This window comes from Hyalangium minutum (assembly GCF_000737315.1).
In the GTDB taxonomy this organism is placed as follows: Bacteria; Myxococcota; Myxococcia; order Myxococcales; family Myxococcaceae; genus Hyalangium; species Hyalangium minutum.
Genome location: NZ_JMCB01000028.1, coordinates 25,840 through 52,218 on the forward strand (window position 1 = coordinate 25,840; position 26,379 = coordinate 52,218).

General features: G+C 67.9%; 20 protein-coding genes. 7 read left to right on the forward strand and 13 right to left on the reverse strand.

Translation table 11 applies throughout. From position 1 onward, the window contains the following. Position 1: 1 nt before the first annotated feature. The 3 genes from DB31_RS41020 to DB31_RS41030 all read right to left on the reverse strand — a co-directional run bounded on the left by DB31_RS41020 (position 2) and on the right by DB31_RS41030 (position 2,607). Entirely contained in the window at positions 2-922 is a 921-nt protein-coding gene (locus DB31_RS41020) for a branched-chain amino acid ABC transporter permease (RefSeq protein WP_044198672.1), read from the reverse strand. Next, positions 923-2,146 (reverse strand): ABC transporter substrate-binding protein, encoded by a 1,224-nt coding sequence (locus DB31_RS41025; protein ID WP_044198675.1) that lies wholly within the window; start codon positions 2,144-2,146, stop codon positions 923-925. A 110-nt stretch (positions 2,147-2,256) separates the two neighbouring features. Continuing rightward, positions 2,257-2,607, reverse strand: coding sequence for a hypothetical protein (locus DB31_RS41030; RefSeq protein ID WP_044198678.1), 351 nt, complete (start codon positions 2,605-2,607; stop codon positions 2,257-2,259). Between the two features lie 303 nt (positions 2,608-2,910). Between DB31_RS41030 and DB31_RS41035 the strand changes: the two genes are divergently transcribed. Then, positions 2,911-3,453 carry a DUF2382 domain-containing protein gene (locus tag DB31_RS41035; protein WP_044198681.1) on the forward strand — a complete coding sequence of 181 codons (543 nt, stop codon included), beginning with the start codon at positions 2,911-2,913 and terminating at the stop codon, positions 3,451-3,453. 52 nt (positions 3,454-3,505) lie between these two features. On the opposite strand, the gene DB31_RS41040 is transcribed toward DB31_RS41035, so the two are convergent. From DB31_RS41040 to DB31_RS41060, 5 genes are all read right to left on the reverse strand, one after another. Then, a complete protein-coding gene (locus tag DB31_RS41040; protein ID WP_044198685.1) occupies positions 3,506-5,005 on the reverse strand; it encodes a serine/threonine-protein kinase in 1,500 nt (499 codons plus the stop codon). Between the two features lie 48 nt (positions 5,006-5,053). Further along, positions 5,054-10,345, reverse strand: coding sequence for a trifunctional serine/threonine-protein kinase/ATP-binding protein/sensor histidine kinase (locus DB31_RS41045; RefSeq protein WP_044198887.1), 5,292 nt, complete (start codon positions 10,343-10,345; stop codon positions 5,054-5,056). 94 nt (positions 10,346-10,439) lie between these two features. Continuing rightward, positions 10,440-12,272: a molecular chaperone DnaK gene (gene dnaK, locus DB31_RS41050; protein WP_044198688.1), complete on the reverse strand. Its 1,833-nt coding sequence runs from the start codon at positions 12,270-12,272 to the stop codon at positions 10,440-10,442. A 6-nt stretch (positions 12,273-12,278) separates the two neighbouring features. Then, positions 12,279-13,136 (reverse strand): nucleotide exchange factor GrpE, encoded by an 858-nt coding sequence (grpE, locus tag DB31_RS41055; protein WP_044198691.1) that lies wholly within the window; start codon positions 13,134-13,136, stop codon positions 12,279-12,281. 119 nt (positions 13,137-13,255) lie between these two features. Continuing rightward, complete coding sequence (locus DB31_RS41060; protein WP_052420648.1) at positions 13,256-13,714, reverse strand: hypothetical protein; 459 nt, start codon at positions 13,712-13,714, stop codon at positions 13,256-13,258. Positions 13,715-13,909: 195 nt separating this feature from the next. On the opposite strand from DB31_RS41060, the gene DB31_RS41065 reads away from it, so the two are divergent. From DB31_RS41065 to DB31_RS41075, 3 genes are all read left to right on the forward strand, one after another. Then, on the forward strand, positions 13,910-15,388 hold the full coding sequence (locus DB31_RS41065) for a putative Ig domain-containing protein (RefSeq protein WP_044198697.1): 1,479 nt from the start codon (positions 13,910-13,912) through the stop codon (positions 15,386-15,388). Between the two features lie 216 nt (positions 15,389-15,604). Further along, positions 15,605-16,969 carry an AHH domain-containing protein gene (locus DB31_RS41070; protein ID WP_044198699.1) on the forward strand — a complete coding sequence of 455 codons (1,365 nt, stop codon included), beginning with the start codon at positions 15,605-15,607 and terminating at the stop codon, positions 16,967-16,969. Between the two features lie 9 nt (positions 16,970-16,978). After that, positions 16,979-17,542 carry an imm11 family protein gene (locus DB31_RS41075; protein WP_044198888.1) on the forward strand — a complete coding sequence of 188 codons (564 nt, stop codon included), beginning with the start codon at positions 16,979-16,981 and terminating at the stop codon, positions 17,540-17,542. A gap of 118 nt (positions 17,543-17,660) precedes the next feature. Here DB31_RS41075 and DB31_RS41080 read toward each other — a convergent pair whose 3' ends face one another. Next, positions 17,661-19,148 carry a serine/threonine protein kinase gene (locus DB31_RS41080; RefSeq protein WP_052420649.1) on the reverse strand — a complete coding sequence of 496 codons (1,488 nt, stop codon included), beginning with the start codon at positions 19,146-19,148 and terminating at the stop codon, positions 17,661-17,663. Between the two features lie 326 nt (positions 19,149-19,474). Here DB31_RS41080 and DB31_RS41085 point away from each other — a divergent pair, with 326 nt between their 5' ends. Next, a complete protein-coding gene (locus tag DB31_RS41085; protein WP_157232410.1) occupies positions 19,475-21,289 on the forward strand; it encodes a hybrid sensor histidine kinase/response regulator in 1,815 nt (604 codons plus the stop codon). Between the two features lie 3 nt (positions 21,290-21,292). Here the strand turns inward: DB31_RS41085 and DB31_RS41090 are convergent, their stop codons facing one another. Beyond that, positions 21,293-22,012 (reverse strand): DUF2238 domain-containing protein, encoded by a 720-nt coding sequence (locus DB31_RS41090; protein WP_044198703.1) that lies wholly within the window; start codon positions 22,010-22,012, stop codon positions 21,293-21,295. A gap of 68 nt (positions 22,013-22,080) precedes the next feature. On the opposite strand from DB31_RS41090, the gene DB31_RS41095 reads away from it, so the two are divergent. Continuing rightward, a complete protein-coding gene (locus DB31_RS41095) occupies positions 22,081-23,106 on the forward strand; it encodes a Gfo/Idh/MocA family protein (protein ID WP_075306482.1) in 1,026 nt (341 codons plus the stop codon). Here the strand turns inward: DB31_RS41095 and larC are convergent. Continuing rightward, positions 23,060-24,226, reverse strand: a complete 1,167-nt coding sequence (gene larC, locus DB31_RS41100) for a nickel pincer cofactor biosynthesis protein LarC (protein ID WP_075306484.1) — start codon at positions 24,224-24,226, stop codon at positions 23,060-23,062. The two genes, DB31_RS41095 and larC, sit on opposite strands and share 47 nt — an antisense overlap. A gap of 78 nt (positions 24,227-24,304) precedes the next feature. Between larC and DB31_RS41105 the strand changes: the two genes are divergently transcribed. After that, entirely contained in the window at positions 24,305-24,958 is a 654-nt protein-coding gene (locus DB31_RS41105) for an NAD(P)H-binding protein (RefSeq protein ID WP_044198707.1), read from the forward strand. A gap of 18 nt (positions 24,959-24,976) precedes the next feature. On the opposite strand, the gene DB31_RS41110 is transcribed toward DB31_RS41105, so the two are convergent. Beyond that, positions 24,977-25,570, reverse strand: a complete 594-nt coding sequence (locus DB31_RS41110) for a hypothetical protein (protein ID WP_052420650.1) — start codon at positions 25,568-25,570, stop codon at positions 24,977-24,979. Between the two features lie 24 nt (positions 25,571-25,594). Continuing rightward, positions 25,595-26,347: a nickel pincer cofactor biosynthesis protein LarB gene (gene larB, locus DB31_RS41115; RefSeq protein WP_044198709.1), complete on the reverse strand. Its 753-nt coding sequence runs from the start codon at positions 26,345-26,347 to the stop codon at positions 25,595-25,597. Positions 26,348-26,379 lie beyond the last annotated feature (32 nt).

Consider the following 26,379-nt stretch of genomic DNA (forward strand, 5'->3'; position numbering starts at 1 on the left):
CCTACACCTTCTCCGCCGCGACCCGGCCGAACAGCCCGCCCGGCTTCGCCAGCAACACGATGATCAGGATGCCGAAGGCCACCGCGTCACGCCACGTGCTGGCGGCGTAGCCCACGACGAACTCCTCCACCAGCCCCAGCAGCAGCGCACCCACCACCGCTCCGGGCACATGGCCGATGCCGCCAATCACTGCCGCCACGAAGGCCTTGAGCCCCACGTACAAGCCCATCAGCGGGCTCACCGAGGTGTCCTTGATGGCGTACAGCAGGCCCGCGCCTGCCGCGAGCGCGCTGCCAATCATGAACGTCACCGCGATGACCCGGTCCGTGGGGATGCCCATCAGCGCCGCCACGCGGTGGTCATAAGACACCGCGCGCATCGCCCGGCCGAAGCGCGTCTTGAACACCAGGTACTGCAGCCCCACCATCAGCCCCACGGCGATGAGCAGGGACATCACCTGCCAGTTCCACACCACCACGTCCCGGTCGCCAATGATGAGCCACTCGGTGGGGACGATGATCTCCGGGAACGCCCGGGGCGCCGCGCCCGGCAGGAAGCCGATGTCCAGCTGGAAGCCGTACGAGAGCGCGAACGAGATGCCGATGGCGGTGATGAGCGCGGTGAGGCGGGGCTTCTCGCGCAGGGGCCGGTAGGCGAAGCGCTCGATGAGGAAGCCCAGCAGGGCGCAGCCGCCCATGGCCACCAGGAAGATGAGCACCACCCCCAGCAGCGACTTCTGGGCCTGCTTGCCCAGCGCGAACGCCGTGGCGTAGCCCATGTACACGCCCACCATCATCACGTCTCCGTGGGCGAAGTTGATGAGCTTCAGCACGCCGTACACCATGGTGTAGCCCAACGCGACGAGCGCGTAGATGGTGCCGGAGGCCAGGCCGTTGATGAGGTGCTGGAGGAGTTGCGACATTTACGGGCTGACCGTGGTGACGTACTCCGCCTTGCCATCGCCCACCTTCAGGACGACCGCGGGCTTCACCGCGTTGCGCTTCTCGTCCAGGGTGATGGCGCCCGCGATGCCCGGGAAGTTCTTCGTCTGGGCGATCACATCCCGAATGGACTTGCCCGAGGTGTCCGGTGCCTTCTTCAGCGCGTCAATCGCCACGTTGGCCGCGTCATACGCGAGCGCCGCCAGCGCGTCCGGCACGCTGCCGTAGGCCGCCTTGTAGTCCGCGACGAACTTCTGGATGCGCGGATCCGGGTTGTCCGGCGAGTAGTGGTTGGAGAAGTAGCTGCCCTGGATGGCGGTGCCGCCCAGCTCGTACAGCTTCTCGGAGTCCCAGCCGTCGCCGCCGAGCATCGGCACCTTCAACCCCAGCTCGCGCGCCTGGCGGGCGATGACGCCCACCTCGCTGTAGTAGCCCGGCACGTAGATGGCCTCGGGCTGCGTCTTCTTGATGGCGGTCAGCTGTGCGCGGTAGTCCGTGTCGCCCTGGCTGTAGCTCTCCACGCCCGTAATCTTGCCGCCCATCTCGGTGAACTTGCGGGTGAACACGTCCGTGAGCCCGATGGAGTAGGCGCTCTTGTTGTCCTGGAGCACCGCCACCTTGGAGAACTTCAGGTTCTCGCGGGCGAACTTCGCCATCACGAAGCCCTGGAACGGATCGATGAAGCAGACGCGGAAGATGTAGTCGCCAATCTCCGTCACCGCCGGGTTGGTGGAGGACGGAGTGATCATCGGCACCCCGGCCGGCTGGGCCTTCTGCGCCATGGCCAGCGAGTTGGAGGAGGCCACGTCTCCCAGGATGAGGACCACCTTGTCCTGGTCGATGAGGCGGGTAACAGCCTGGGCGGCCTCCTCGGGCCTGCCCTGATCGTCATACACCCGGGCCTCCAGCTTCTTGCCCTTCACGCCGCCCGCCTCATTGGCCTCCTTGATGGCCAGCTGGATGCCGTTGCGGGTGGAGACGCCGAAGGTGGCCTGGCCGCCGGTGAGGCTGGTGGCCACGCCCAGCAGCAGCGTGTCGGACGCCGCAGGCTTGGCGGGCGGAGTGGCGGGAGCCGTGCTGCCCCCCTGTGCGGTCTGCTTGCTCGAATCCGTCGTCTCGGGGGACGCGGGCTGCTGGGTCTTCTTCTCGCAGCCAGCCACCATCAAGGCGAGCGCGGCCAGCAGCATCGGAACGAAACGTCGCATGGGGGACCCCTCCGTTACCGGCAAAAGCTCTGGCCTTCTAGGAGAGGCCGTCAGGTGGGTCAAGCGCCCAGCCATACCGACGGGCAGGTTTTTACCGCCGGACTGTTCCCTCAGTGGGCAAAGGCCCCACCGTCCGCGGTGAGCCAGATCCGCTCGCGCCCGTTGGGCCCTCGCCGGGGCTCCGGTGCCTCTTCGCCGCGCGCCGGCTCGTGAGCGGCCGAGGAAGGTGCAGGCTCAGGAGGTGCCGCGGAAGGCGCCTCTCGCTTCCGCCCCACGACCCCTCCACCGAGCAGCGCTCCCAGCACTCCCGCGACTGCTCCCACGGTCACCGGGCTGCCATGGCCCTTTCGTCCGGCCCTCATGACCTGGAGTACCAGGGGGACCCCCACCCCTGTCAGGCCGCCCAGGAGGACCTCTCGCCAGGAGCCCCGGGCTGTTCCTCCCTCTCTGCCGCGCTTCATCAGAGGCCTCCTCCTGGCTCCAGGCGCCCTTCGCGCACCGAACATTTGGGACGGCGGCCCCCCGCGAAAAGCCCGAGGCTCCACCCCACGCCCCTCGCCCCCGAGGGCAGGCAGGGAGGCTTGCGCCAGTAGCGGAGAGCGAGCGCTCCACCGTGCCACCGGCCGGAGATCTCCCTTGGGGGTGTCCCACACGCGAGGTGCCCCCACCTTCGGAAGGAGGCTGGTTCCAGCCTCTTTGAAACCGAGGAAGGCACCGGCTGGGGATGGGGGCACCGGCCAGAGGACTCCACACTGGGAGGAGCCATGTATCAGCGCATCGATGTGAAAGAGGGAATGCTGGTTCGCAGCATCGACGGCGAGAAGCTCGGCAAGGTCTTCGCCGTGCAGGATGATGAGTTCCTGATCGAGAAGGGCCTCTTCTTCCCCAAGGACTATGTCTGCCGCTACGCGGAGATCAGCGACATCCGTGACGGCGAGATCATTCTCATGCACGGCAAGGAAGGGCTGCACCGCTTCTCGTTCGACGAGGACCGTGGCGTGCTGGCGGGCACGGGCGGGACCGCGGGCGTGGGGCCGGGCGCGGTGAGCATCCCTAAGGATCGCCCCGCCATGCACGCCTCCTTCCAGGAGGAGACAGGGGTGCCCCTGCGCGCCGAGGAGGCGGACGTGGAGATGCGCGTGGTGGTGGATGAGGAGGTCATCATCCGCAGGGACACCATCGAGGAGGAGCCGCGGGTAGCGGAGCCCGTGCGCCGCGAAGAGGGGGGGATCCGCGGAGACGGCGACGGGGAGAGCTCGCGCAAGCTGGACCTGACGCCGGACGACCCGACGCTGCGGCGCTCCTGAGCCCGCAGACCCGCGCGAACAAGGGAGCGCTCGGCCCTCGAGCGCCCCCGCCTCAGCCCCCGGACTTCACCGCGGGGCGGACGCGGGTCTTCTCCGCCTGGGACTTCTCCCCGGCGGAGCGATCCAACCGGGCCAGCTCGCGCAGCCGGTCCGGAAAGTTCGCCGACACGAGGCGCGACAGATCCGCGTCTTTGGCTGGTGGCACCACCTCCGCGAGCCGCTCGCTCATCTCGTGGGCATCACGGAAGCGGTCGGTGGCGCGCTTGGCGAGCGCCACCTCCATCACCTCCCACAGCGGCTTGGGGATGCGCTCGGGCCGGCGCAACGGCTCGTCGCAGATGGCGTACATGCTGGCCAGCTCGTCGCCCTTGTCGAAGGCGCGCTTGCCCGTGAGCGACTCGTAGAGGATGAGGCCCATGGCGAACAAGTCACTGCGTGCATCCAGCCGCTCGCCGCGCGCCTGCTCTGGAGACATATAGAGAGGCTTGCCCTTGACGATGCCGGGCAGCGTCACCGTGCGCTGGGCACGCGCCTTGGCCACGCCGAAGTCCAGCACCTTCACCCGCCCGTCGAAGCCCAGCATGAGGTTGTGCGGGGACATGTCCCGGTGGACGAGCTGGAGCAGTGCCCCATCCTCGCCTCTCACCAGGTGCGCCGCGTGCAGGCCGTGGAGGCCCTGGATCACCACCCCCACCGCCATGGGCGGCGACAGCGGCGTCTTCAAGACCTTGAGCACCCGGTCCAGATCCACCCCGCGCACCAGCTCCATGGCGATGAAGTAGGCGCCCTGGGCCTCGCCAATGTCATAGACGGTGACGAGGTTCGGGTGGGACAGCCGCAAGCCGATGCGGGCCTCGTCCAAGAACTGCTGGACGATGACCGGATCCGTGGAGAGGTGCGGGAGGATGCGCTTGAGCGCCACCAGCCGCCCCAGGCCCTCGGGCCCCCGGGCGCGCGCCACCAGCACCTGCGCCATGCCGCCCGTGCCCAGCGGCGTCACCACCTCATAGCGTCCGATGCGGCCCCGGCCCACGGGGGTGGAGTCCTCGCCCACGGCCAGCTCGTCCAGCCGTTCCAGGGCGGAGCGCCCATCCATGATCGCCAGGAAGCCCAGCACCGCCGAGTCGAGCTGCTCGCCGATGGCCTCCACCAGCTTCATCACCAGCTTGCCGCCGTCCTCGAACTTCCCCTCCACCGCCAGCCCCATCGTGCCCAGGTCCAGCTTCCCGAGGGTGAGCTTGGTGCAGAAGAGCATCCGCCCGTCCTCGAGCCGACGCGGCCCCGTCCAGTTCATCGCGGTGAAGACGTCCACGCCCAGCTCGCCCATCACCCGCGTCAGCACCGGCCCCTGCGTGCCCTTCAAGCACACGAAGCCCGCCTTGGCATGCACCATGCGCGCACATTGAGTGAGGAAGACGTCCAGGCCGGTGTCGAGATCCAGCCCCCGCTCGAAGCAGTCCTCGAGGATGTCGTCCGCGATCCGCTGGACGGATGTCAGGCCCCGCAGAAACGCGACCTCAGCCTCGAGTGACGGAAACTCCACGGAGCCCATTGAACACCGGGAGCCCCTGTTCCGGGAAGGGCTCTGAGGCCATGGGACTCAAGAGAGCGGGAGCTCCAGTGTGGCCACGGCTCCCTTGCCTGGCCCCTCGCTCTCCAGCGTGAGGCGGCCACCCAGCATCTGCGCGGCCAGCGCGCTCGAGTGCAGGCCGAAGCCGTGGCCCTCCTTGCGCGTGGTGTAGCCGTGCGCGAAGAGGCGCTCGCGGATCTCCGGTGCGATGCCCACCCCGTTGTCCACCACCTGGATGAGCGCCTTGTCCCCCTCCGAGAACAGCCGTACTCGGATGGCGCGCTCGCCCTCGGGGATGGCGTCCAGCGCGTACTTCGCGTTGCTGATGAGGTTGATGAGGATCTGCAGCACCTTGTGCTTGTCCACCTTCACCCGGGGCACCGGCGACACCTCCCGCCGGATGGACACCCCGTGCCGCTGGAGCGCCACCATCTTGATGCGCAGCGTATCGTCGATGAGCTGGCCCAGGTCGCACTCCTCGGCCATGAGCGAGGTGCGGGCGTACGTCTGCTGCACCTGGACGATGGCGCGGATGTGCTCGATGTGCCGCCCCATCGCGTCCAGGTCCTCCAGCAGGCTCATCTGCTGGCCCATCAGCTCGTCGGCCAGCCCGGCCAGGTACTCCGGCAGGTTCTTGCCGCGCGCGCTCGGAGCCAGGAAGTTGGCCAGATCCGCGCGGTTCTCCAGCAGCAGCGTGGTGGCCTGCTTCAGCCGGCCCACGCGCGAAGCCCCTACCGCCCGCTGCATCGTCTCCAGGTTGATGACGGCACTGGTGAGCACGTTGCCCACGTTGTGGAGCACGTTGGCGGCCACCTCGGCCATGCCCACCGCGCGGGCGGTCTCCACCAGCCGGGCCTGGGCATCCCTCAGCTCGCGCGTGCGCTCCTCCACCCGCTGCTCGAGCGCGTCATGGCTCCGGCGCAGCTCCTCCCGGGCGCGCTCCACGTCCGCGTACAGCCGCGCGTTCTCGATGGAGATGGCCGCCTGCGAGGCGATGTGCCCCAGCAGCACCAGCCGCGAGGGGTTGAACGCGTTGGTGGCCAGGTTGTTCTCCAGGTACAGCGCCCCGATGAACTGCTCCCTCCGCAGCAGCGGCAGGCACAGCACCGAGCGCGCCCCGCTGCGCGTCAGGTACGGATCGGACGCGAAGGGATGGGGCCTGGAGGCGTCGCCGATGAGCACGTGCTCCCGGGTGCGCCGCACATAGGAGACGATCGTCCACGGCAGCTCGGAGGCCGGGACTTCGCTCAGCAGGACGGCCACGTGGCCCCCGGAGGCGCTGGAGGTGGCCGCCACCGTGAGCGTGTCTCCCTCCGGCAGCAGCAGGGCTCCGCGCTGGGCGCCCGCGTTCTCGATGGCGGCCTTCATCAGCGCGGTCACCAGCCGCTCCAGGACAATCTCTCCGGAGATGGCCTGCTGGGTCTTGGCCACCGTGAGCGCGTCAATCTGGCTGGAGTCCGTGCTGCTGGTATCGGCCTGCGCGGTGGCCGCCGCGGCCTCGAGGTGGGGCCACTGGGTCTCCAGCTGCTGGACCTTGGCCACGGCGCCCCAGTGCTGATACGCGGCCCAGGCCTCGCGGGCGAAGGCGTGGGCGACGATGGGCGACTGCCGCGTGCGCCAGAAGTTCGCCGCCAGCTCGCTGGCCATCGCCACATGGTGGGTGGCACCGGTCTCCCGGGCTTTGCGGATGGCCTCTTCATAGAGGCGCGTGGCCTCCTCTCCCCTGCCCGCCAGCCGGGCCAGCTCGGCGGAGACCATGCGCTCGAGCGCGCGGAACGTCCCGGGGGAGTTCTCCGCCCAATCCGCCAGCTGCTGCCGGTGGCGCTGGATGGCCTCCAGGGACTGCTGCTGCTGCTCGGGTGAGGCTCCCTCGAAGAGAGCAGCCAAAGTCAGCGCGCGGAAGCAGTGGAACTCGCGCACCGCCAGGTTGCCGTGCATCACCCAGAGCACCTCGGCGACCTTGTCCGCCGCCTCGAGCGCCTCCTGGTACGAGCCGGCCAGGAAACGGGCCTGGAGCTTGATGACCCAGTACCAGGCCCGGATGCTGCCCATGCTCTGGCGTGCCAGTGAGGCTTCGAAGGACGCCTCATCGAAGCCGTCTCCGTTCAGCGAACCGAACGCGGGCGACAGTCCACACAGCTGCTGGATGTAACGCCGGAAGAGGGCCAGCTGGTACTCGGCGTCCCAGACGCCCACCTTCTGGATGAAGGGGCCGCGCGCGATCACGTCCTGGTAGACCTCTTCCAGGTTGTGTCCCATGTAGAGGCGGTTGGCGACGACCGTGCTGCTGCAATAGCTGGCGGAGTAGAAGTCCCCGGACTGGAGCCCTTGCTGGAAGCCGCTGAGGACGAGCTCCTGCACCATCGGGAGGGGCTGCGTGAAGTAGCTGGTGCACTGCAGCGCCAGCAACGCCATCGACCGGAAGGAGGCCAGGTTGTGGCGGTCGACCAGCCGCTGGGCCAGCAGGCTGAACGCCTGACCCTCCTGAAACCGCTTGAAGGAGGAGCCCGTGATCAGGCCGAACCACCCAATCCCCACCACCGCCGAGTCCGTGAAGCCGTGGCGGAGGGTGAGTGCGACCATCCGGCTCAGGCAGATGATGAGCAGGTTGCTATCGGTGACGTAGGCCTTGCCGAAGAGCGAGGCGAGCGCCCCCATCATCACCTTCAGGTGCGGATCGGTCATGGGCGGCAAGTCCGTGAGGCTCTCGATGGAGCGCTCGCCGAGCACCTTCCAGACCTCCTCGTGCGCCGCCTGCGCCTTCTCCCAGGTGGGGTGTGGCGGCAGGGGCATGCCCAGCCGGGCCAGACACTCGAGGATGGCCGCCACGGCGGCCGCGGCATCCGAGGCGGCAAAGCAGGCGTCGCTCTTCAGGCTGTAGGCGGCCACGGAGTCCGCCTGGCTCCGCGCCCGGATGCAGAGCTCCGTGGCCAGCACCCGGGCCTCGCGGCTGTTGCCACTCCAGAGCTCGCAGCGCGAGCGAGCGAGCCGCACCTGGAAGGCCAGCTCCGGATCCGTCTCCCACGGGTCTCCGGGGATGAGCGAGAAGGCCGCCGAGAGGTAGGCGATGGCGGGGCGGTGGGCCACCGCGGCCTCGGCCTTCAAGCCGGCCTCGGCGTTCAGCCTCGCGAGCTGGTGGCGCTCCGAGGCGTCCTGGATCAGATCCACGCCCGCGGTGAGCTGGCGCACCACGTCGAAGAGTGCCTCGCGCAGCTGCTCTGGAGCCAGGCTCTGGAGGAGCATCCGCCCGATGCGCAGGTGGATGGCCCGGCTCTCCTGCTCGGAGATGAGAGAGTGGGCGGCCTGCTGGATGCGGTCGTGGAGGAAGCGGTACTGCTCGGAGCTGGCGCGTGCCAGCAAGCCGCCCTGGAGCGCGGGCTCCAGGCCCTTCTCCACGTCCGTCACCTCCGCCAGGTCCGCGAGCGTGCCCAGCATGGGCAGGGAGAAGACGTTGCCCACGCAGGACGCCAGCCGGAGCAGGTGCTGGGCGGCCTCGGGGAGCTGGCGCAGCTTGCGCACCATGAAGTCGACGACATTGTCTGAGTAGCCCCGGGCCCGCGCGCCCTCGGCGTTCCACTGCCACCCCGCCCCGGGCATGCGCACCAACAGGCCGTCCTGGTTCAGCGTCACCATCAGCTGGAGCAGGAAGAAGGGGTTGCCGCCCGTCTTCTCGTGCACCAGCGCCGACAGCGGAACCACCAGCTCCTCGCCCGCGCCAGGCAGTGTGTCGGCCACGAGCTGGGAGACCTGCTCCAGGCGCAGGGGCTCCAGGCGGATGTCCGTCACCCGGGCGCCCGCCTTGCGCACCTCCTCCAGCACCGACACCAGCGGGTGCTCGGGGCTCACCTCATTGTTTCGGTAGGCGCCGATCCACAGCACCGGAGGCGTCTCCGGCTGGGACAGCAGCTGCTGGATGAGCCGGAGGCTGGAGAGGTCCGCCCACTGCAGGTCATCCAGGAACATCACCAGCGGGTGCTCGGGGGTGGCGAACACCTCGAGGAACTGGCGAACCACCTTGTGGAGGCGGTGCTGGGTCTCGCTCGCGGACAGCTGCTGGAGCGGAGGCTGCCGGCCCACCAGCACCTCCAGCTGAGGCACCAGATCCACCAGCGCCTGGCCCTGCCCGGCCCACACCTGGAGGAGCTGCTCCCGCCAGCGCGCCAGCTCCTCCTCGCTCGCGGCCAGCAGCTGCTGCACCAGCCCGCGGATGGCCTGCGCCACGGTGGCGTAGGGAATGTCCCGCTGGAACTGATCGAACTTGCCGGTGAGGAAGAAGCTGCGCCGCTCCACCACCGGCTTGTACAGCTCGTGCACCACCGAGGACTTGCCGATGCCGGAGTAGCCGCTGATCAGGAAGAGCTCGGGCCGGGCCGTCTGGGAGAGGCGCTCGAAGCCCTGAAGCAGCGAGGCCACCTGGGCGTCGCGCCCGTAGAGCCGCTGGGGCAGCTGGAAGCGGTGGGGCGTGTCATGCGCGCCCAGCGTGAAGCCCTCGCTCCCAGCCGGGCGGGGCTGGACGCGGCACTGCTCCAAGTCCGCCCGCAGCCCCTCGGCGCTCTGGTAGCGCTCCTCGGCCACCTTGGCCAGCAGCTTCAGGACAATGGCCGAGAGGACAGGCGGCACGTCGGCGTTGAGCTCGTGCGGCGGCACGGGCTTCTGCGCCATGTGCGCGTGGAACCACTCGAGCGCGTCGCGGCCCTGGAACGGGCGCTGGCCCGTCAGCAGCTCATAGAGGGTGACGCCCAGCGAGTAGAAGTCGGTGCGGTAGTCCACCGCCCGGTTCATGCGCCCCGTCTGCTCGGGCGACATGTAAGCCAGCGTTCCCTCGATAAGATTCGAGGGCGCGGCCTCCAGGTGCTCCACCTGCTGGACGGTGGCCACCCCGAAGTCGATGAGCCGCGCCTCGCCAGAGGGCTCCAGGATGATGTTGGAGGGCTTGATGTCCTTGTGGATGACGTTGCGGCTGTGGACCTCCGCCAGCGTTGCAGCGAGCGAGCTGGCCAGCGTCAGCACCCGGGACACGTCCAGCGGCTTTCCGACCAGCTCGGAGAGCGGTTGCCCCGGCACGCGCTCCAGCAGGATGACGGGGCGCTGGTGGATGTGCTCGTAGGAATAGGGCCGGGCCACGCCCTTCACGTCTCGCAGGCGCTGCAGGATTCCGAACTCGCGCCGGTAGCGCTCGCTCTCGCTGGAGCCGGGTGAGGGCGCCAGGGGCGTCTTGAGGATGACCGGGAGACCATCCGCCTCACGCACGGCCTGGAAGAGCACGTTCGAGCCTGTCCCTCGAATCGTGCCCAGCACCCTGTACCCCGGAATATCCAACATGGCCGCGTCCCCCACCTTCCCAGGCCCGAGGGCCACGGAGAGCACCTCCCAGGAGCAGGAAGCGCTCAGAGGTTACAGCGGACGCTGGGGAAACTTACGAGCCAGACTTCGCCTCGCCGGCGTAGATGGCGTCGGCGATGCGATAGGCGCTGCCCTCCAAGCGCTGGAACGCCTCCTTGAGGGCGCCCGGATCGCCGGTGTTCAGCACGCCCTTGAGGTTCTCCACGTCCGCCTTGATCTCCTCACGGTCCTTCTCCGAGAGCAAGTTGCCGTACTCCTCGAGGCTCTTCTCGGTGGTGTAGATAAGACCGTCGGCATTGTTCCGCAGCTCGGCAAGCTCCTTCTTCTTCTTGTCGTCCACGGCGTGCGCCTGAGCGTCGGAGATCATTCCCTGGATCTCCGCCTCGGAGAGGCCAGAGTTGCTCACCACGCGCACCTGCTGGACCTTGCCGGTGCCCAGGTCCTTGGCGCTCACGTGGACGATGCCGTTGGCGTCGATGTCGAAGGAGACCTCGATCTGCGGCACGCCGCGGGGGGCCGGCGGAATGCCCACGAGCTCGAAGCGGGCCAGCGTCTTGTTGTCGGTCGCCATCTCACGCTCGCCCTGGAGCACATGCACGCTCACGAGCGGCTGGTTGTCCACGGCGGTGGAGAACACCTGGCTCTTCTTGCAGGGGATGGTGGTGTTCTTGTCGATGATCTTCGTGAACACGCCACCGGCCGTCTCCACGCCGAGGCTCAGCGGGGTGACGTCGAGCAGGAGGACGTCCTTCACCTCGCCCTTGAGCACGCCACCCTGGATGGCGGCGCCCACGGCGACCACCTCGTCCGGGTTGATGCCCTTGTGGGGCTCCTTGCCGAAGAACTCCTTCACCTTCTGCTGCACCTTCGGCATGCGCGTCATGCCGCCCACCAGGAGCACCTGGTTGATCTGCTGGGCGGTGACACCCGCGTCCTTGAGCGCGATACGGCACGGCTCGATGGAGCGGTCGATGAGATCCGCCACCAGCTCCTCGAACACGTTGCGCTCCACCGTCTCGGTGAGGTGCTTGGGGCCCGTGGCGTCGGCGGTGATGAACGGGAGGTTGACCTCCGTCTCCGCGGCGCTGGACAGCTCGTGCTTGGCGCGCTCGGAGGCTTCCTTGAGCCGCTGCAGCGCCATGCGGTCCTTGCGCAGATCAATGCCGTTGTTCTGCTCGGCGAACTTCTTGGCCAGGTAGTCCACCAGCCGCTGGTCGAAGTCCTCACCGCCCAGGAACGTGTCGCCGTTGGTGCTCTTCACCTCGAACACGCCGGCGTTCAGCTCCAGGATGGAGATATCGAACGTACCACCGCCCAAGTCATAGACGGCGATGCGCTCGGTCTTGCTGTCCTTGACCTTGTCCAGGCCGTAGGCGAGCGCGGCGGCTGTGGGCTCGTTGATGATGCGCAGGACGTTGAGGCCCGCGATGCGGCCGGCGTCCTTGGTGGCCTGACGCTGGCCGTCGTTGAAGTAGGCCGGAACGGTGATGACGGCCTCGGTGACGGGCTCGCCGAGGTAGTCCTCCGCCGTCTGCTTCATCTTCATCAGCACGATGGCGCTGATCTCCGGCGGGCTGTAGCCCTTGCCGCGGATCTCCACCCAGGCGTCGCCGTTGGGGCTGCTCACCACTTTGAACGAGCTGACGCCGATGGCCTTCTTGGCCTCGGGCGAGTCGAACTTGCGGCCGATCAGGCGCTTCACCGCGTAGACGGTGTTCTCCGGATTGGTGATGGCCTGGCGCTTGGCGATCTGCCCCACCAGCCGCTCACCGGAGTCGGTAAACCCCACCATCGACGGGGTCGTCCGGCTGCCTTCACTGTTGGGGATGACTACCGGCTCGCCGCCTTCCATCACGGCGACGCAGGAGTTCGTCGTCCCCAGGTCGATTCCAATCACCTTACCCATGACTTTTTACTGGCTCCCCCCGGAGGGTTGCTCGGGCACAGAGGAAACGGCGGGCGAAGCACCCGCCTCTGCAGCTTGAGGCTCCGCCGCCACGGCCGCGGGCGGCTCGGGCGGGGTGGCGGGCGCGCGCGCGACGACCACCATCGCGGGGCGCACCAGCCGATCATTGAGATGGAAGCCGCGGACCACCTCGAAGGCGACGTGGCCGGCGGGGACCTCGGCGGTCTCCACCTGCTGCACGGCCTCGTGGAGGCGCGGATCAAACGGTTGGCCCTTGGCGCTGAAGGCCTTCACGCCGTGGCGCGCGAGCGTGTCCTCGAAGGACTTGCGCGTCATGGCCACGCCCTTGTGGAAGCTGGCGAAGTCGGGCGTCTTGGCCGCGGCGTCCATGGCGCGGTCCAGGTTGTCGATGACAGGCAGGAGGTCCTTGAGCAGCTTCTCGGAGCCGAACTTCTGGACCTCCTCCTTCTCCTTCTGGGCGCGCTTCTTGTAGTTCTCGAGGTCGGCCGCGGCGCGCAGGGAGCGCTCGTGATCATCCTTGAGGCGCTCCATCAGCTTGCGGCTCTCGCCCTGGCTGAAGTCGAGCTGCGCGCGGAGGCTCTCCACCTCTTTGCGCGCGGCCTCGAGCGCGGCGGTCAGCTCGGCCACCTCGGCAGACGAGGCAGGCTCGGACTCCGCAGACACCTCGAGGGAGACCTCGGTCCCCTCCTCGGAAGAGGAGGCCTCGGAGGTCTCCACCTCGACAGCCACATTCTCCTCGGAGGGAGAGTGCGAGCTGCGGCGCTCGACGCTCTTGAGCGCCGCGTCGATCACTTCCTGCGCGATGTTCGCGCTGAAGTTGCCCTTCTCATTGGTGCCGGCCACGAGCGCACTATGTCACGGGTTCAGAACCGTTCCAACCCCGCGAACTGCCTGGAAGAACTGCAGCCAAGCATCCCTACGGGACACTGGTTGAAGATCTGTGGCCCTGGAAGAATGGCCTCTCAGGCCTTCGCCTTCTTGCGGCCGATTGACTTGGGAGCGGCCTTCTTGGCGGCGGGGGCCTTCTTGGTGGCCGCGGCCTTCTTGGCGCCTGCCTTCTTGCCGATCGTCTTGCCAGCCTTGCGCGCGGGCTTGGAGGCGGGAGCGGGCTCCGCGTCCGGGGTGGATCCGGCGGAGGACTTGGCCTTGGGGGCCGCCTCGTCGGCCTTGTCCTGCTCGAAGGCGCCTTCCACCTTCTTCACGGCGGACTCGAGGAGATCTCCGGCCTCCTTGGTCATGGCGGTGGCCTTGTCGCGGAGATCCTTGAGGGTCTCCTTGACCTTGGTCTGGCGGGAGGGGTCACGCACCTCGTCCATGAGGCGCTGGGCCTCCACCTTGATCTCCTCACCGGTGCGCTTGAGCTCCTCGCCCGTGCGCTTGATGAAGTCCATCAGCTGGTTCTCCCACTTCTTCTCGGCCATGGCTTCGGTGCCTCCTGGGGGTTGCGAGCGCGCCAGTCCGGCGAGCGCCCGCGCCATCTGACTTCACGCGTGGCGTGAGCGCAAAGCTTTCCTGCTCAGCTCACCTGGGGACACGAATGAGGGCCCAGGCGATTGCGGTAGAGTGCCACCGTTTGGGCCCCCCGGAGCCAAGGGGCCTCGCTTCCGGAGATTTTGATGAAGTCCTTTGCCCGAGCGGCGGGTGTCCTCGCCCTGGTCTGTGTGCTGTGTGCCTGTTCTGGCCGGGGCGATGAGAAGGGGCCGGTGCTGCCCACCGCGGAGCTGCCGTCCACCACGGTGGGGATGCCGTATGAGGTGTCGCTCGCCGCGACCGGGGGCGAGCCTCCCCTGCGCTACACGGTGGGGACGGTGCCGCCGGGATTCGCCTTCTCCGCAGGCACGGCGCAGTTCACCGGGCCGGCGACGGCGCCGGGGGACTACACGCTCACGGTCCAGGTGGCGGACGCGGAAGGAGCGCAGGACTCGAGGACGTATGCGTTCCGGGTGTATGCGGCCCCGTCCATTGCAACCACGGGCCTGGCGCCGGCCACCCTGGGCCAAGCATATGAGATTGCGCTGAGTTCAACGGGTGGCCTGCTGCCGGTGCGCTGGTCCATTGCGAATGGAGCGCTGCCGCCGGGGCTGACGCTGACGGCGAATGGCAACCTCTCGGGTACGCCGAACGTCTTGGGCACCTACTCGTTCACGGTGCAGTTGGCGGACGGGAACAGCGCGCAGACCACGCGCGTGTTCACCTTGCAGGTGCGGGATGCGTCGGCGGCGTTCATGCTGGACGTGGGGAACTGGAACATCGAGTGGTTCGGGGCCACCGGCCAGGGGCAGGGTCCCACGGACGAGACACTCCAGCTCAACAACGTGCGCTCGGTGATCCAGGAGAACGGGCTGGACTTCTGGGCGCTGGAGGAAGTGGTCGATGTCAATCAGTTCAACGCGCTCAAGCAGGGGCTGCCCGGCTATGCAGGCTTCGTCTCGAATGACCCGAGCGTGACCGGCTCCGCGTCGTACAGCGCGGGCGAGCAGAAGCTGGCTGTGCTCTACAGGTCGAGCGTGGTGCAGGTGCTGAAGGCCGAGGTCATCCTGAGGTCGGCTGACTATGCATTCGCGGGCCGCCCTCCCCTGCGGGTGGACCTGCGCATCACGCACAACGGAGTCTCCGTGGACATGGTGGCCATCGTGCTGCACATGAAGGCAGGCACAGATCCGGGCACGGATTTCAATTCGTCGGACTACGGCCGGCGCACGAACGCGGGCGCGGCGCTCAAGCAGTACCTGGAGACGTCACTGGTCAACAAGCCCGTCATCGTGCTGGGAGACTGGAACGACGACGTGGACCTGTCGATTTCACGCGACCCCAACAACACAAGCGTCTACCTGCCCTCGCCGTACCAGAGCTATGTGGATCAGCCACCGGAGTACACGTTCCTGACCCAGCCGCTGTCGCAGAAGAGAGAGGGCAGCACGGTGGGCTTCCCCAACATGATCGACCACCAACTGGTGACGAACGAGCTGGCGGCCCACTACGTGAGCAACTCCACGCGGCGGGTCATCCCGAACATCCTCAACTACGAGACGACGACCACCGACCACTATCCGATCGTGAGCCGCTTCGACTTCGGGCCGGTGGTGAATCCGTAACGGGGGTGCACATTGAGGGGAGGATCCATGCCCCCTTCCCCTCGGGTAGTCCCTTGGGGATGCGCGCGCTCTTGGTCATGTGACCGGCCGGTCATATGACCGAGCGGTCGTATCTGGAAAGAGGCAACGGGGCCTCATTTCGGTGAGAGGGTGCACAACTCTGGGTGGGCCCGGGCTGGCCTAACCTGAACACCTCCTCGCAAGAAGGGGTGCCCCATGCTGCCGTGGCGGATGATCTGGAATGCAGAAACGCTGTTCCTCTCGTTGGTGGTGGGATGCGCCAGCATCCCGAGGGCTCCCCACGTGGAGGACACCGGCCAAGGCCTGGCCGTCGTCCACGTTCCCCATTCGGCGGACCTGCAACCGGTGGAACTGGAGGAAGAGGAGTTCCATCAGGCGGTGAGGCGCCTTGCGCGCGAGGTGCGGCTGACAGGCACGCCGCGCCAGACGGCAGAGCGGGCATTTCAGATGGATCCGCAGAGCGGCTACTACCAATACCTACTGAGGGAAAAGAAGTTGGTGCCGGATGGGCCCAGCGAGCCCTGGGACGGCACGTTGACGAAAGAAGACTTGGAGCTGGCGGAGCGCTATCGGCTCTGGTGCAAGAGCGTCTACCACTTCTACGGAGACTGTCTCGGAGGCGCGCTGGTGGCAGGACGCTACCTGGACAGGCAAGGCCGTTACGTCTGGGCGCTGGCGATGAGTAAGAGCCCTGTACTCGACGAGATGAAGAAGGCGCTCGGGGAGATGGTGGAATTCCGCGCGCTCATCAGCGCGGCCCTGTGGACGTTGGGGTCCATGCTGCTGATCATGGCCCTGACTCCCGTCGCGCCGGGGCTGGTGGCAGTGCTGGGCGTGGGGATGCTCCTGTATGTGGGCCATGACACGCTCCGCAACCTCGTGACGGGCTGGGGTGCTTTGACGGAGGCGGTGGAGGCTGCAACCACCTTCGAGGAGATCCGCGAGGCGGGCGAGAGGTTCGGGAAGATCATCGGGCAAGAGGCAGCGCGCGCGTTCGCCATGCTGCTGGTTGCGGCCATTGGCTCCACGGCGAAACTGTTCGCGGCGAAGGTGCCGACGCTGCCCGGCTCGGCGCAGGTGGCCATGCGGGCCGAGGGGCAGGCAGGAATCCCTCTGCCCGCCCTGGGGGCGGTTGAGGAGATCGCGCTGACGGCAGAGGGGGCGAGCGTGACGGTAGCAGCCACCGCAATGACGATGGGGGCGAGTGGCAGTAGCGGCACGGGCCCTTGCATCGAGACGCACCACATCGCCACCATCTGCAACGAGAAGTCCACCGCGCGCGGGGGCGCGTGGACGCCGCGATTCCGGGAGATCTTCGCCAAAGCGGGGATGACGCTGGATGACCCGGCGAACAAGATGCCTCTACCGGGACACTATGGCCCGCACCCCCAGCGGTATCACGAGATCATCTTGGAGGAACTCCTCGATGCAACCAAGGGCTGCCGCAGCGTGCTGGCATGCCGCGAAGCGCTGACCGGCCGCCTCCGGAAACTGGCCCGGCAGATCGCAACCCCAGGAACCGAGCTCAACCAACTCGTCACCCAACAGCAGCCGCGCTAAGTGGAGTCCATGCCCCAGCGTTACTTCAAGCTCGCTGACGACGTGATGTTCCCCAACCGCTGGCACTTAGCGATGCCCCGGAACACTCAGGGCGTTAAAGTGGACGATTACGAGTTCTGGAGGGGAATGCCCGTCCACGTCATGGGCCGTTTGAAAATCCCCATCGAAATCGCGGGCACGCCTCTGGATTACACAGAAGCGGGCCTCAACATCCCAGTGGTCCATGTCCGGATCGCGTCCATGTTCGCGGAACTGGCCCCCGATGACGTGCAACTGATCCCCGTAGACGTGGAGGGCCAGCCGGATCAGTACCTCATCCTTGTGGCGACACGGCTGATTCGTTGTATCGACGAGCAAGCGTCCCGCATTGAACTGTGGACGCATGAGGACGGAGTGCCTCACAAGGTCGGTCAGTATGCCTCCGTGCGGGACATGCGGATCGACAGGTCCAAGGTGAGCAACGCCCAGGCGTTTCGTTGCGAGGGGTGGGAAGGCCCGCTCATCGTCTCCGCGAAGATCAAGGAAGCGTTGACGGCCATGGGCGCCACAGGCCCGAGGTTCCAAGAGGTCTAAGCGGACGCGTCAGGCATGCACGCCGCGATTGGACAGCACGCCTGACCGCACAGCGCGGTTCCATCGCCATCGTCGGTAGGAGTCGTCATTCCGGGCTCCTGCCTACTAGCGCCCCCCATCAAGGCTCGCCCGACGTCGGCGCGCGGGGGGCTGAGAAGGAAGCGCGCACGCACTTGCCGTCGTATTCGTAGCCGCCTGTTCCGCACGGGGGGTCCTTCTTGAAGACGAGCCAACACGCCCCCAAAGCCTCAAGCTCATAGTCCGGCAAGCACGGAGGCTTCTTCTGCCCAGGCTGCGGCGCTTTCGGCATCGGTAACGCCACTGCCAAAGAGGGGGCACTTGCCTGCGGATAAGGCTCGACGGACAAGAGCGCCTCCTCTGCCACTCCCGCATCCGGCACCTCTCTCGAAGGCTGATGCCGCTCCTCGGCGGCGATCCACTGCTCTTGCGGCGCGCGCTCGCGCTGCCGCACTCCGGTGCAGATTCCCAAGATCATGCTGCCCATCAGGGCGGCAATGCCCGAAGAGACCCAGGGCGGGAAGCCATCGCCTGCCTCGCGCCGCCCAGCAGCAGTCGAGGAGCGCCTGCGGGGTGGCTTGCTGGAGCTGCCGGAGTCCGAGGCACTGCTGGAACTGCCAGAGTCCGAAGCACTGCTGGACCCCGGAGGCTTGCTGAGCCTCGCCTCCTCCGTATGAGCGCCAGCGGGCGTCGGGAGAATCGGCCGCGTCGCGTCGAGACCCTCCTGCCGAGCAGCACGCTCCAGGGCCTCCGCCACCGTTTCCGTCGCTCCACGCGCCTCCGCATCCTCGGAGAGCAAGGGCATGATGAGGGCATCCAACTCCGGGCTCACGGCGGCCAGCTCGCTCGGGCGCAACAGCCGACGAGGAACCCCTCTCAAGTCTCCCGTCTCCGAGACAGGCGGAGGATAGGTGCCAGTCACGAGCCGATAGGCCGTCACCCCCAGCGCATAGAGGTCATCCGAAGGCTGAGCTACCCACCGCGCGTCTTCCTCCTTGCGGTGCCGCCACAGGAAGCGCAGCACCTCCGGAGCCCGATAGATCGACGTGCCCGGAGGAATGATGGTGTCCGTGATGGGCTCAGCGTCCGGGTACCAGCCCGAGCCAAAGTCCACGAGCACAGCACGGCCCTCGGGAGTGACACGGATGTTGTCCCCCTTGAGGTCGCGGTGAACGATGCCCTGGACGTGCACCGCCACCAACCCGCGGGCCACCTGCTCGAGCACCCGCAGCACCGCCTGGCTGGACCGCGGCTGCTCCCGAAACCAGTCGTACAGGATGAACCCCTCCACCAGCTCCATCACGATGTAAGGGTGAAGGGCGCCACTGGGAGAGACCCACTGCCCGAAGTCCTCGTAGCGAGGAACGCCTGGGTGCCGCGTGCGCCGCAGCACCTCGGCCTCTCGCTCGAAGCGCGGGTCCCCCGGATTCTTCGCCACCTTCAACGCCACCGGGGGCGCCTCGGGGTCGTCGGCACGCCGAGCCTGGAACACCACCCCGTAGCTCCCAGAGTCGATACGCCCCAACAGCAACCACGGGCCCACGATGGAGCCAAGAGCCGGCGTGCGCGGATCAACGAAGGACATCATGTCATCGCTCCAGAGTTTCTCCCCAGAAGGCTGGGAGCTGAGCGGAACCCTACCGCATGGGTCACCTCACTCCAACCCGCTCTATTGGGTTACGTACAAACCCAGCGGGATGACACCCCTCTTCCACCACCGCTCGTGAATTTGAGCGGCGTCGTGGTGGGGTAAACTCCTGCCCATGCCTTACCGCTCCTGGGTGTTCCTGGCGCTGCTCGGTCTTGCAGGCGTCTCCTCCACGGAAGAAGCTACGCCGCCCGAAGCCACGCCGACCCAGGCGAAGCCGCCTCCCACGAACTGGACCGCAGCGAAACAGACCGGCGGGTGAGCACATGAGGACACTCATCCAAGAAGTCACTCGCGTGCTGCACGCCGTGGCGGAAGGAGATCTGCATCAGAAGGTGCCCCTGGAGTTCGGCGGCGAGCCCTTGGAGGGCGAGCATCTGCAGCTCGCGGTCACGGTGAATGGGCTGGTGGACCGGCTCTCCGCAACGGCCTCGGGGATCCGCCACGTCGCCCGGGAAGTGGGCTCGGAGGGCAAGCTGGGCGGACAGGCCGGCACCCAAGGCCTGTCCGGCGAGTGGCTCGAGCTCACTCATGCCGTGAACACTCTGGCTGGCAACTACACCGCGCACCTGCGCGACCTGAACAAGGTGGCCAGCGCCGTCGCGCGGGGAGACCTGGGCGAGAAGGTCACCGTGGAGGCACACGGCGAGGCGCTCGCGCTCAAGAACACCGTCAACGGCATGGTGGATCAGCTCGCCGCGTTCGCCGCGGAGGTGGCCCGGGTCTCCAAGGCCGTGGGCCCGGAAGGCAAGCGGGTCAAGCCGTCCGGCCTGCAGGGTCTCGCGGGCCTCTGGAAGGTGCTGGACGACAACGTGGGCGTGACCGAGGGGCTCGCCATCATGGCCCGGTACAAGCGCGAGGCGCTGGCCAACATGACCCACGAGCTGCGCACGCCGCTCAACAGCGTGATCATCCTCTCGGAGGTCCTCGCGGCGAACAAGGAGGGCCACCTCACTCCCAAGGAGGTGGAGTACGCGAGGACCATCCACAGCTCGGGGACGGATCTGCTCCACCTCATCACCTCGCTGCTCGACATGTCCAAGGCGGAGGCCGGCAGGATGCAGGTGGACCTGACCCCCGTGCCCCTGGAAGAGGTGACGGAGTTCTGCGAGCACCTCTTCGCGTTTCAGGCGGAGAAGAAGGGTGTGGGCTTCGCGGTGCACCGGGGCGAGGACCTGCCCTCGCACCTCTGTACCGACCCACAGCGGCTGAAGCAGGTGCTCAAGAACTTGCTCTCCAATGCCTTGAAGTTCACCCAGCGCGGCCACGTGGAGCTGCGCGTCAGCCGGGTGACCCGCCCGCGTATCCCCTTCACCCACGAAGCGCTCCGCCGCGCGAGCCACGTGCTCGCCTTCAGCGTGGTGGACACCGGCATTGGCATCTCTCCGGAGCAGCAGGCGCGCATCTTCGAGCCGTTCCTCCAGGCGGATGACAGCACCAGCCGGAAGTACGGAGGGACAGGACTGGGGCTCGCCATCAGCCGCTCCCTGGCAGGACTCCTGGGCGGCGAGCTCCACCTGGACAGCGAGCCGGGGCGGGGCAGCACCTTCACCCTCTATCTGCCCGAGCGGCCTCTCCCCGCGGACCTGAAGCCGACTTCAAGCCTCCCAGCCCCCGAGCCAAGGATCGTCGTCGTCCAGCCGCAGCCGCAGGTGGAGTCCACACCTGCCCAGCCGGATCCGGCTCTCGCTGGGCGCGAGGTACTCGTGGTGAGCGCCGATGCCCGCAACCTCTTCGCGCTCACGAGTGTCCTGGAGAGCTGGGAGCTGAAGGTGCGGCCCGTAGAGAACCGGCAGGAAGCGCTCGAAGTCCTGAGCACCCATCCGGAGGTGCAAGCCGTCCTCTTGGAGATCCCCGAGCCGGAGCTGGGCAGCTATGAGTCCCTGCATGCCCTTCGCCAGGACGCGCGAGCCGCCTCCGTCCCCATCATTGCCATCATTCCCCACGAGCCGAAGGACGGCCGCGAGAGGTGCCTCGAAGCAGGTGCCAGTGGCTGGCTGTCCAAGCCTCTGGAGCTCGACGCGCTCCTGGCCGAGCTGCGCCGCTGGTGCCGCGCACCTGAGGCAGCAGGCACTCCGTAGGCCCTACCGCGCGGCGGCCTCTCGCGGAGTGCCTCGGGCGACGAGCCGCTCGATGCTGCGGTAGTGGGCGCGAGCGAAGAAGAGCATGGCCAAGGTGGCGCCGCAGAGACACATGAACATGTCCCACTGCGCATCCCAGATGTCGCCCTGGGTGCCCAGGAACTTGTCGCCCCCTTCCGGATCCAGGGCAAGCGCTGCCCACCACTCCAGGAACTCGTAGAAGGCGCTGATGGCCAGCGCCACCGAGCCCGTCAGGAAGTTCAGCCACCCGCCACGGCGCAGCGGAGTGACCCGCAGCAGCACCTCGCGGATGATGAAGGCAGGGAAGAAGCCCTGCACGAAGTGGCCAAGCCGGTCATACGGGTTACGTGACAGCGCGAAGGTGTCGCGGGCCCAGTTTCCCAGCGGCGTGAGCGCGTACGTGTAATAGGCGCCGTAGGTCAGCACCAGGATGTGCAGGAAGACGCAGACGTAGATCCAGCGCGACATCGGGAAGCGGCGGAAGGTGGCCGCGAGCGCCACGATGCCGATGAGCCCCGGCCCCGTCTCCAGCAGCCAGTTGAGCCGTCCCGCAGGCGTCATGATCAGGGTGATGAGGAAGATGGGCATCAACACGCCCAGGAGCACCAGCGGTAGCCGTGCCTCCTCGCGAGTGCCCTGCAGCGCAGGAATGGTGGAGCCCGAGGGAGCGGCGGCGGCTTGCGCCAGAGGTGCGGAGTGCATGCGTGCACAGCTTGGCACGGTTCTCCAGGCGTGTGGATAGACCTGCCCCCATCTGGCAGGCTCGCGGCGTGCGCATCGGAGTCATCGGAACGAACTGGGGATTGATGCACGTGGGCGCCTTCCGCGAGGCGGGCGCCGAGGTGACGGCCCTCTGCGGACAGAGCCTGGAGCACACGCGCACCGTCGCCGCGCGAGAGGGCATTCCCCTGGCCACCCCGGAGGTCCGCGAGCTCTGTGACGCCGTGGACGCGGTGGTCGTGGCGAGCCCGGACGCCCTCCATCGGCAGCATGTCGAGGTGGCGCTCGACGCAGGCCGCGCCGTGCTGTGCGAGAAGCCGCTCACCCGCACGGAAGAAGAGGCGCTCGCGCTCGTGGCCAAGGCCCGCGCCTCGGGGCGGCTGTGCGCCGTGAACTTCCCCTACCGGATGCTGCCGTCCTTCCGGGCCCTGCGCTCCTGGCTGGAGCAGAACCCTCTGGGACACCTCGTGGTGACGCTGCGAAACGGCTTCATCCGCCGGGGCGGAGAAGGTCCGGGTCCCTTCGTCGGAGCGTCCGCGGACTGGGATGGGCTCTCACACTTGCTCGACACAGTCCTGTGGCTGGCACGGGCCGAGCCCCTGTGGATCCAGGCGTCCTTGTCCGGCCGGCCCGTCCACACGGCCGCGCTCCACATCGGCCTCTCCTCGGGGGCAGTGGCCGTCATCACCCACGCTGCGTGTCCCGAGCCGGGCCTTCAGGGCGGCTGGACGCTCGTGGGACGGGACTGGGAGGTGGGCTTCTCCGGTGGGTACGTGCCCTCGCGAAACGGTTGGTGTGTCTCCCCCGTGCGGCGCTTCCGCGAGGGCGCCTGGGAGGACCTCGCTCCTGGACTTGAGCCTCGTCCCGGAGAGCGCGAGCCCTGGGCCCAGGCCCATGTGGAGACGGCCCGGCGCTTCCTCTCCGCCCTCGAAGGTGCTCCCCGCTCCGAGCTCGCGACGCTGGAGGAGGCCACCACCGTCCAGCGCCTCCTCGCCGCCGCCGTGCGCTCGGAGCAGGAGGGGCGCCGCGTCACCCTCGCTGCAGTGCCGCCATCGCCTCCGCCATCACCAGCTTGACCGGGACGCCTGCGGCCTCGGCCACCCGGCGGCAGTCCTCGAACTCCGGGTGCGCGTTGAGCACCTCGCCGCCGCGCAGCCCGCGCTTCACCCGCACCCGGCCCCACGGCGTCTCCACTTCCACCCAGTCCCGCTCCAGCGCCTGCCGCTCCACCCGGTAGAAGCGCAACCCCAGCGTCGTGGACTCTCGCAGCACCGTGTCCATTACCTCTTCCCGCTTGCCGCCCTCCACCACCGCGCTGAGCAGGTGCGCGGGCCGCCCCTTCTTCATCACCACCGGCGTCACCCACGCATCCAGCGCCCCCGCCGTCAGCAGCCGCTCCACCAGGTACCCCAGAAGCTGCGGCGTGCTGTCGTCCAGGTTCGCCTCCAGGACCCAGAGACCCTCGGCCTTCTCCTCTGCCCGCCCCAGCGAGGCGCGCAGCACATTGGGCCGATCCTTGAAGTCTTTCGTCCCCACCCCGTAGCCCACGCGCTCCACGATGAAGTCTGGCGGATGGCCGATGCGCGTCAGCACCTTCAGCAGCGCCGCGCCCGTGGGTGTCGTCAGCTCCCCCATGCCCTCGAAGCGGACGGGAACGTTCTTCAGCAACTCCAATGTCGCGGGCACCGGGATGGGCATGCTCCCGTGCGCCACCCGGATGGTTCCGCTCCCCAGCGGCGGCGGCGCCGCGATCACCTCCGGATCCCCGAGCAGCTCCAGCACCACCGCCGCGCCGCAGATGTCCACGATGGAGTCCACCGCTCCCACCTCGTGGAAGTGGATCTCCTCGAGCGGCACACCGTGCACCTTCGCCTCGGCCTCGCCGATGGCCCGGAACACTTCGAGCGCCCGAGCCTTCGCCTTGGGCGACAGCGTCTCCGCCGCCTCGATGAGCCGCTGGATGTCCGAGTACGCGCGGTGCGGATGGACTTCCCGCTCGTCCAGCACCACGTCGAGGTGCGTGCCGCTGATGGCGTGGCGCACCGCCCGGCTCACCGCCAGCTTCCAGCCCGGCACCTTCAGCCCGCTCAAGGCGCGGGTGATGTCCTCGGGGTTCACACCGAGGTCCACCGCCGCCGCGAGGAACATGTCCCCCGCGATGCCACCCACGGGCTCCAGATAGAGAATCTTTCGCACGTCGGCTCCTTATCAGCCTTCCGGCCCGCGAGGATCCACGCGTGACGGGATGGGCCGGAGTGTGCTGAACATCCCGGAATGGAGACACGCACCGCACTGGTGGCTGGAGCAAGTGGACTCGTCGGAGGGCTCCTCCTGGACGGGCTGCTGGAGAGCCCGCTGTACCGGGAGGTGTGCTCCCTGGGCCGCCGTCCCCTGCCGAAGCAACACGCCAAGCTCACCCAGAGGACCGTGGACTTCGCCCGGCTGGACGCGGAGGCGCTCCCCGCCACGGACGATGCCTTCTGCTGCCTCGGCACCACCATCAAGAAGGCGGGCAGTCAGGAGGCCTTCCGCGCGGTGGACCACGACGCGGTGCTGGCCTTCGCCCGGGCCGCTCGCAAGGCGGGTGCGAGGCGCTTCCTGCTGGTCTCGGCGCTCGGAGCCGACAAGGGCTCGCGCGTCTTCTACAACCGCGTGAAGGGCGAGACGGAGGAGGACCTCGAGGCCGTGGGCTTCGAGTCGCTCATCCTTCTGCGCCCCTCGCTTCTGCTCGGAGACCGCGCCGAGAGCCGTCCGGGCGAGCGCGCCGCCATCCTGGCGACGAAGGTGCTCAGCCCGCTGCTGCGCCCCTTCGCCAGCCGCCCTATCGAGGCGAGCACCGTGGCTCGGGCCATGCTGAACCTGGCGAAGAGCGCGCCAGGAGGAACGCGGGTCGCGCTCTCAGGAGAGCTGCAGGAGTTGGGCAAGTAGCCGCCCGCTTCCAGGCTCCTACCGCGCGATATCGTCCAGGTGCGGCATGGGCTCGCCAGGGTCGTACGTCTGGCCATCGGGACCGACGCGCTTCTGGGTGGAGATGCTCCAGATATCGAGCGTGCTGTCCCGGTCGATGTTCCCCGCGCACACCAGGGTGATCTCACACGCATCGGGGCACTGACCGGAGACGCCCACCTGCTGGGCCACCTCCACCGGGAGCTCGGCCAGGGTGATGGGCTTCACGTCCTTGTTCTTCCAGGTGTCCACGCCCACGCCCTGCGCTCCCTGGGTGCCCGAGGCCTTCTCGCCACTCCGGTCCTCCAAAGGCCCGGTCCCCAGGAAGTATGCGTACCGGTTCCCTCGTTCGAGGGAGGTCACCAGCTCAGCGTACTGAGCGGTGTAACCCCGCTGCCTCACCTTCTCCCCCGTGTAGAGAGTCTTGAGGTTCGCCTTGCACTCGGACTGCCTCGCCCGGTGACTTGCACTGGACGACGTCCAAGGGCCCGCCAACCCGATGCCCGCCAGCACGAGCCCGAGACACGGGCAGAGCAGCAGCACGCCCAAGAGCCAGGGCAGATCATTCCAAGCGCGAGTCCCAGGCTTCGCCATGTTCCCCCCAGGGGTACAGCCGGTCTAGCGCCGGCCCTTGGTCCGAGAGATCAGCGTCGCATAAAACCCACCGCCGAAGCCGTTGTCGATGTTCACCACCGCCACGTTCGAGGCGCAGGAATTCACCATCGTCAGCAGCGCCGACACGCCCTGCATGTTCGCCCCGTACCCCACGGACGTGGGGACCGCCACCACTGGGATCCCCACCAGCCCGCCCACCACGCCCGGCAGTGCGCCCTCCATCCCTGCCACCACCACCGCCGCGTGGCAGTCTTGGATTTCCTCGCGCCGCCGCAGCAGGCGGTGAATGCCCGCCACGCCCACGTCGTATACGCGCCGCACCTCCGCGCCCATCGCCTCGGCCGTCAGCGCCGCCTCCTCCGCCACCGGAATGTCGCTCGTGCCCGCCGTCACCACGGCCACGCGCCCCGCCTTCCGCTTGCCCTGCTTGATGTGGAAGATGCGCGCCACCGGGTGGTACTCGCCCTTCGGGAAGCGCGCGAGCAGCGCCTCGGCCTTCTCCTGCTGCAGCCGCGTCACCAGCACCGTCTGCTTGCGCTCCACCAGCGTCCCGACGATGCCCAGCAGCTGCTCCACCGTCTTCGGCCCCCCGAGTACCACCTCGGGAAAGCCGAACCGCAGCGAGCGGTGGGTGTCCACCGTCGCGTAGCCCAGCTCCGCGAACGGCAGATCCTTCAGCCGGCCGACCGCGTCATCCACGGAGACCTGGCCACCTTTGACTTGCTTGAGGAGCTGACTGAGCGCCTTCTCGTCCATGCGGGCCGCTCTACCTCAAAGCGGCACCCCGG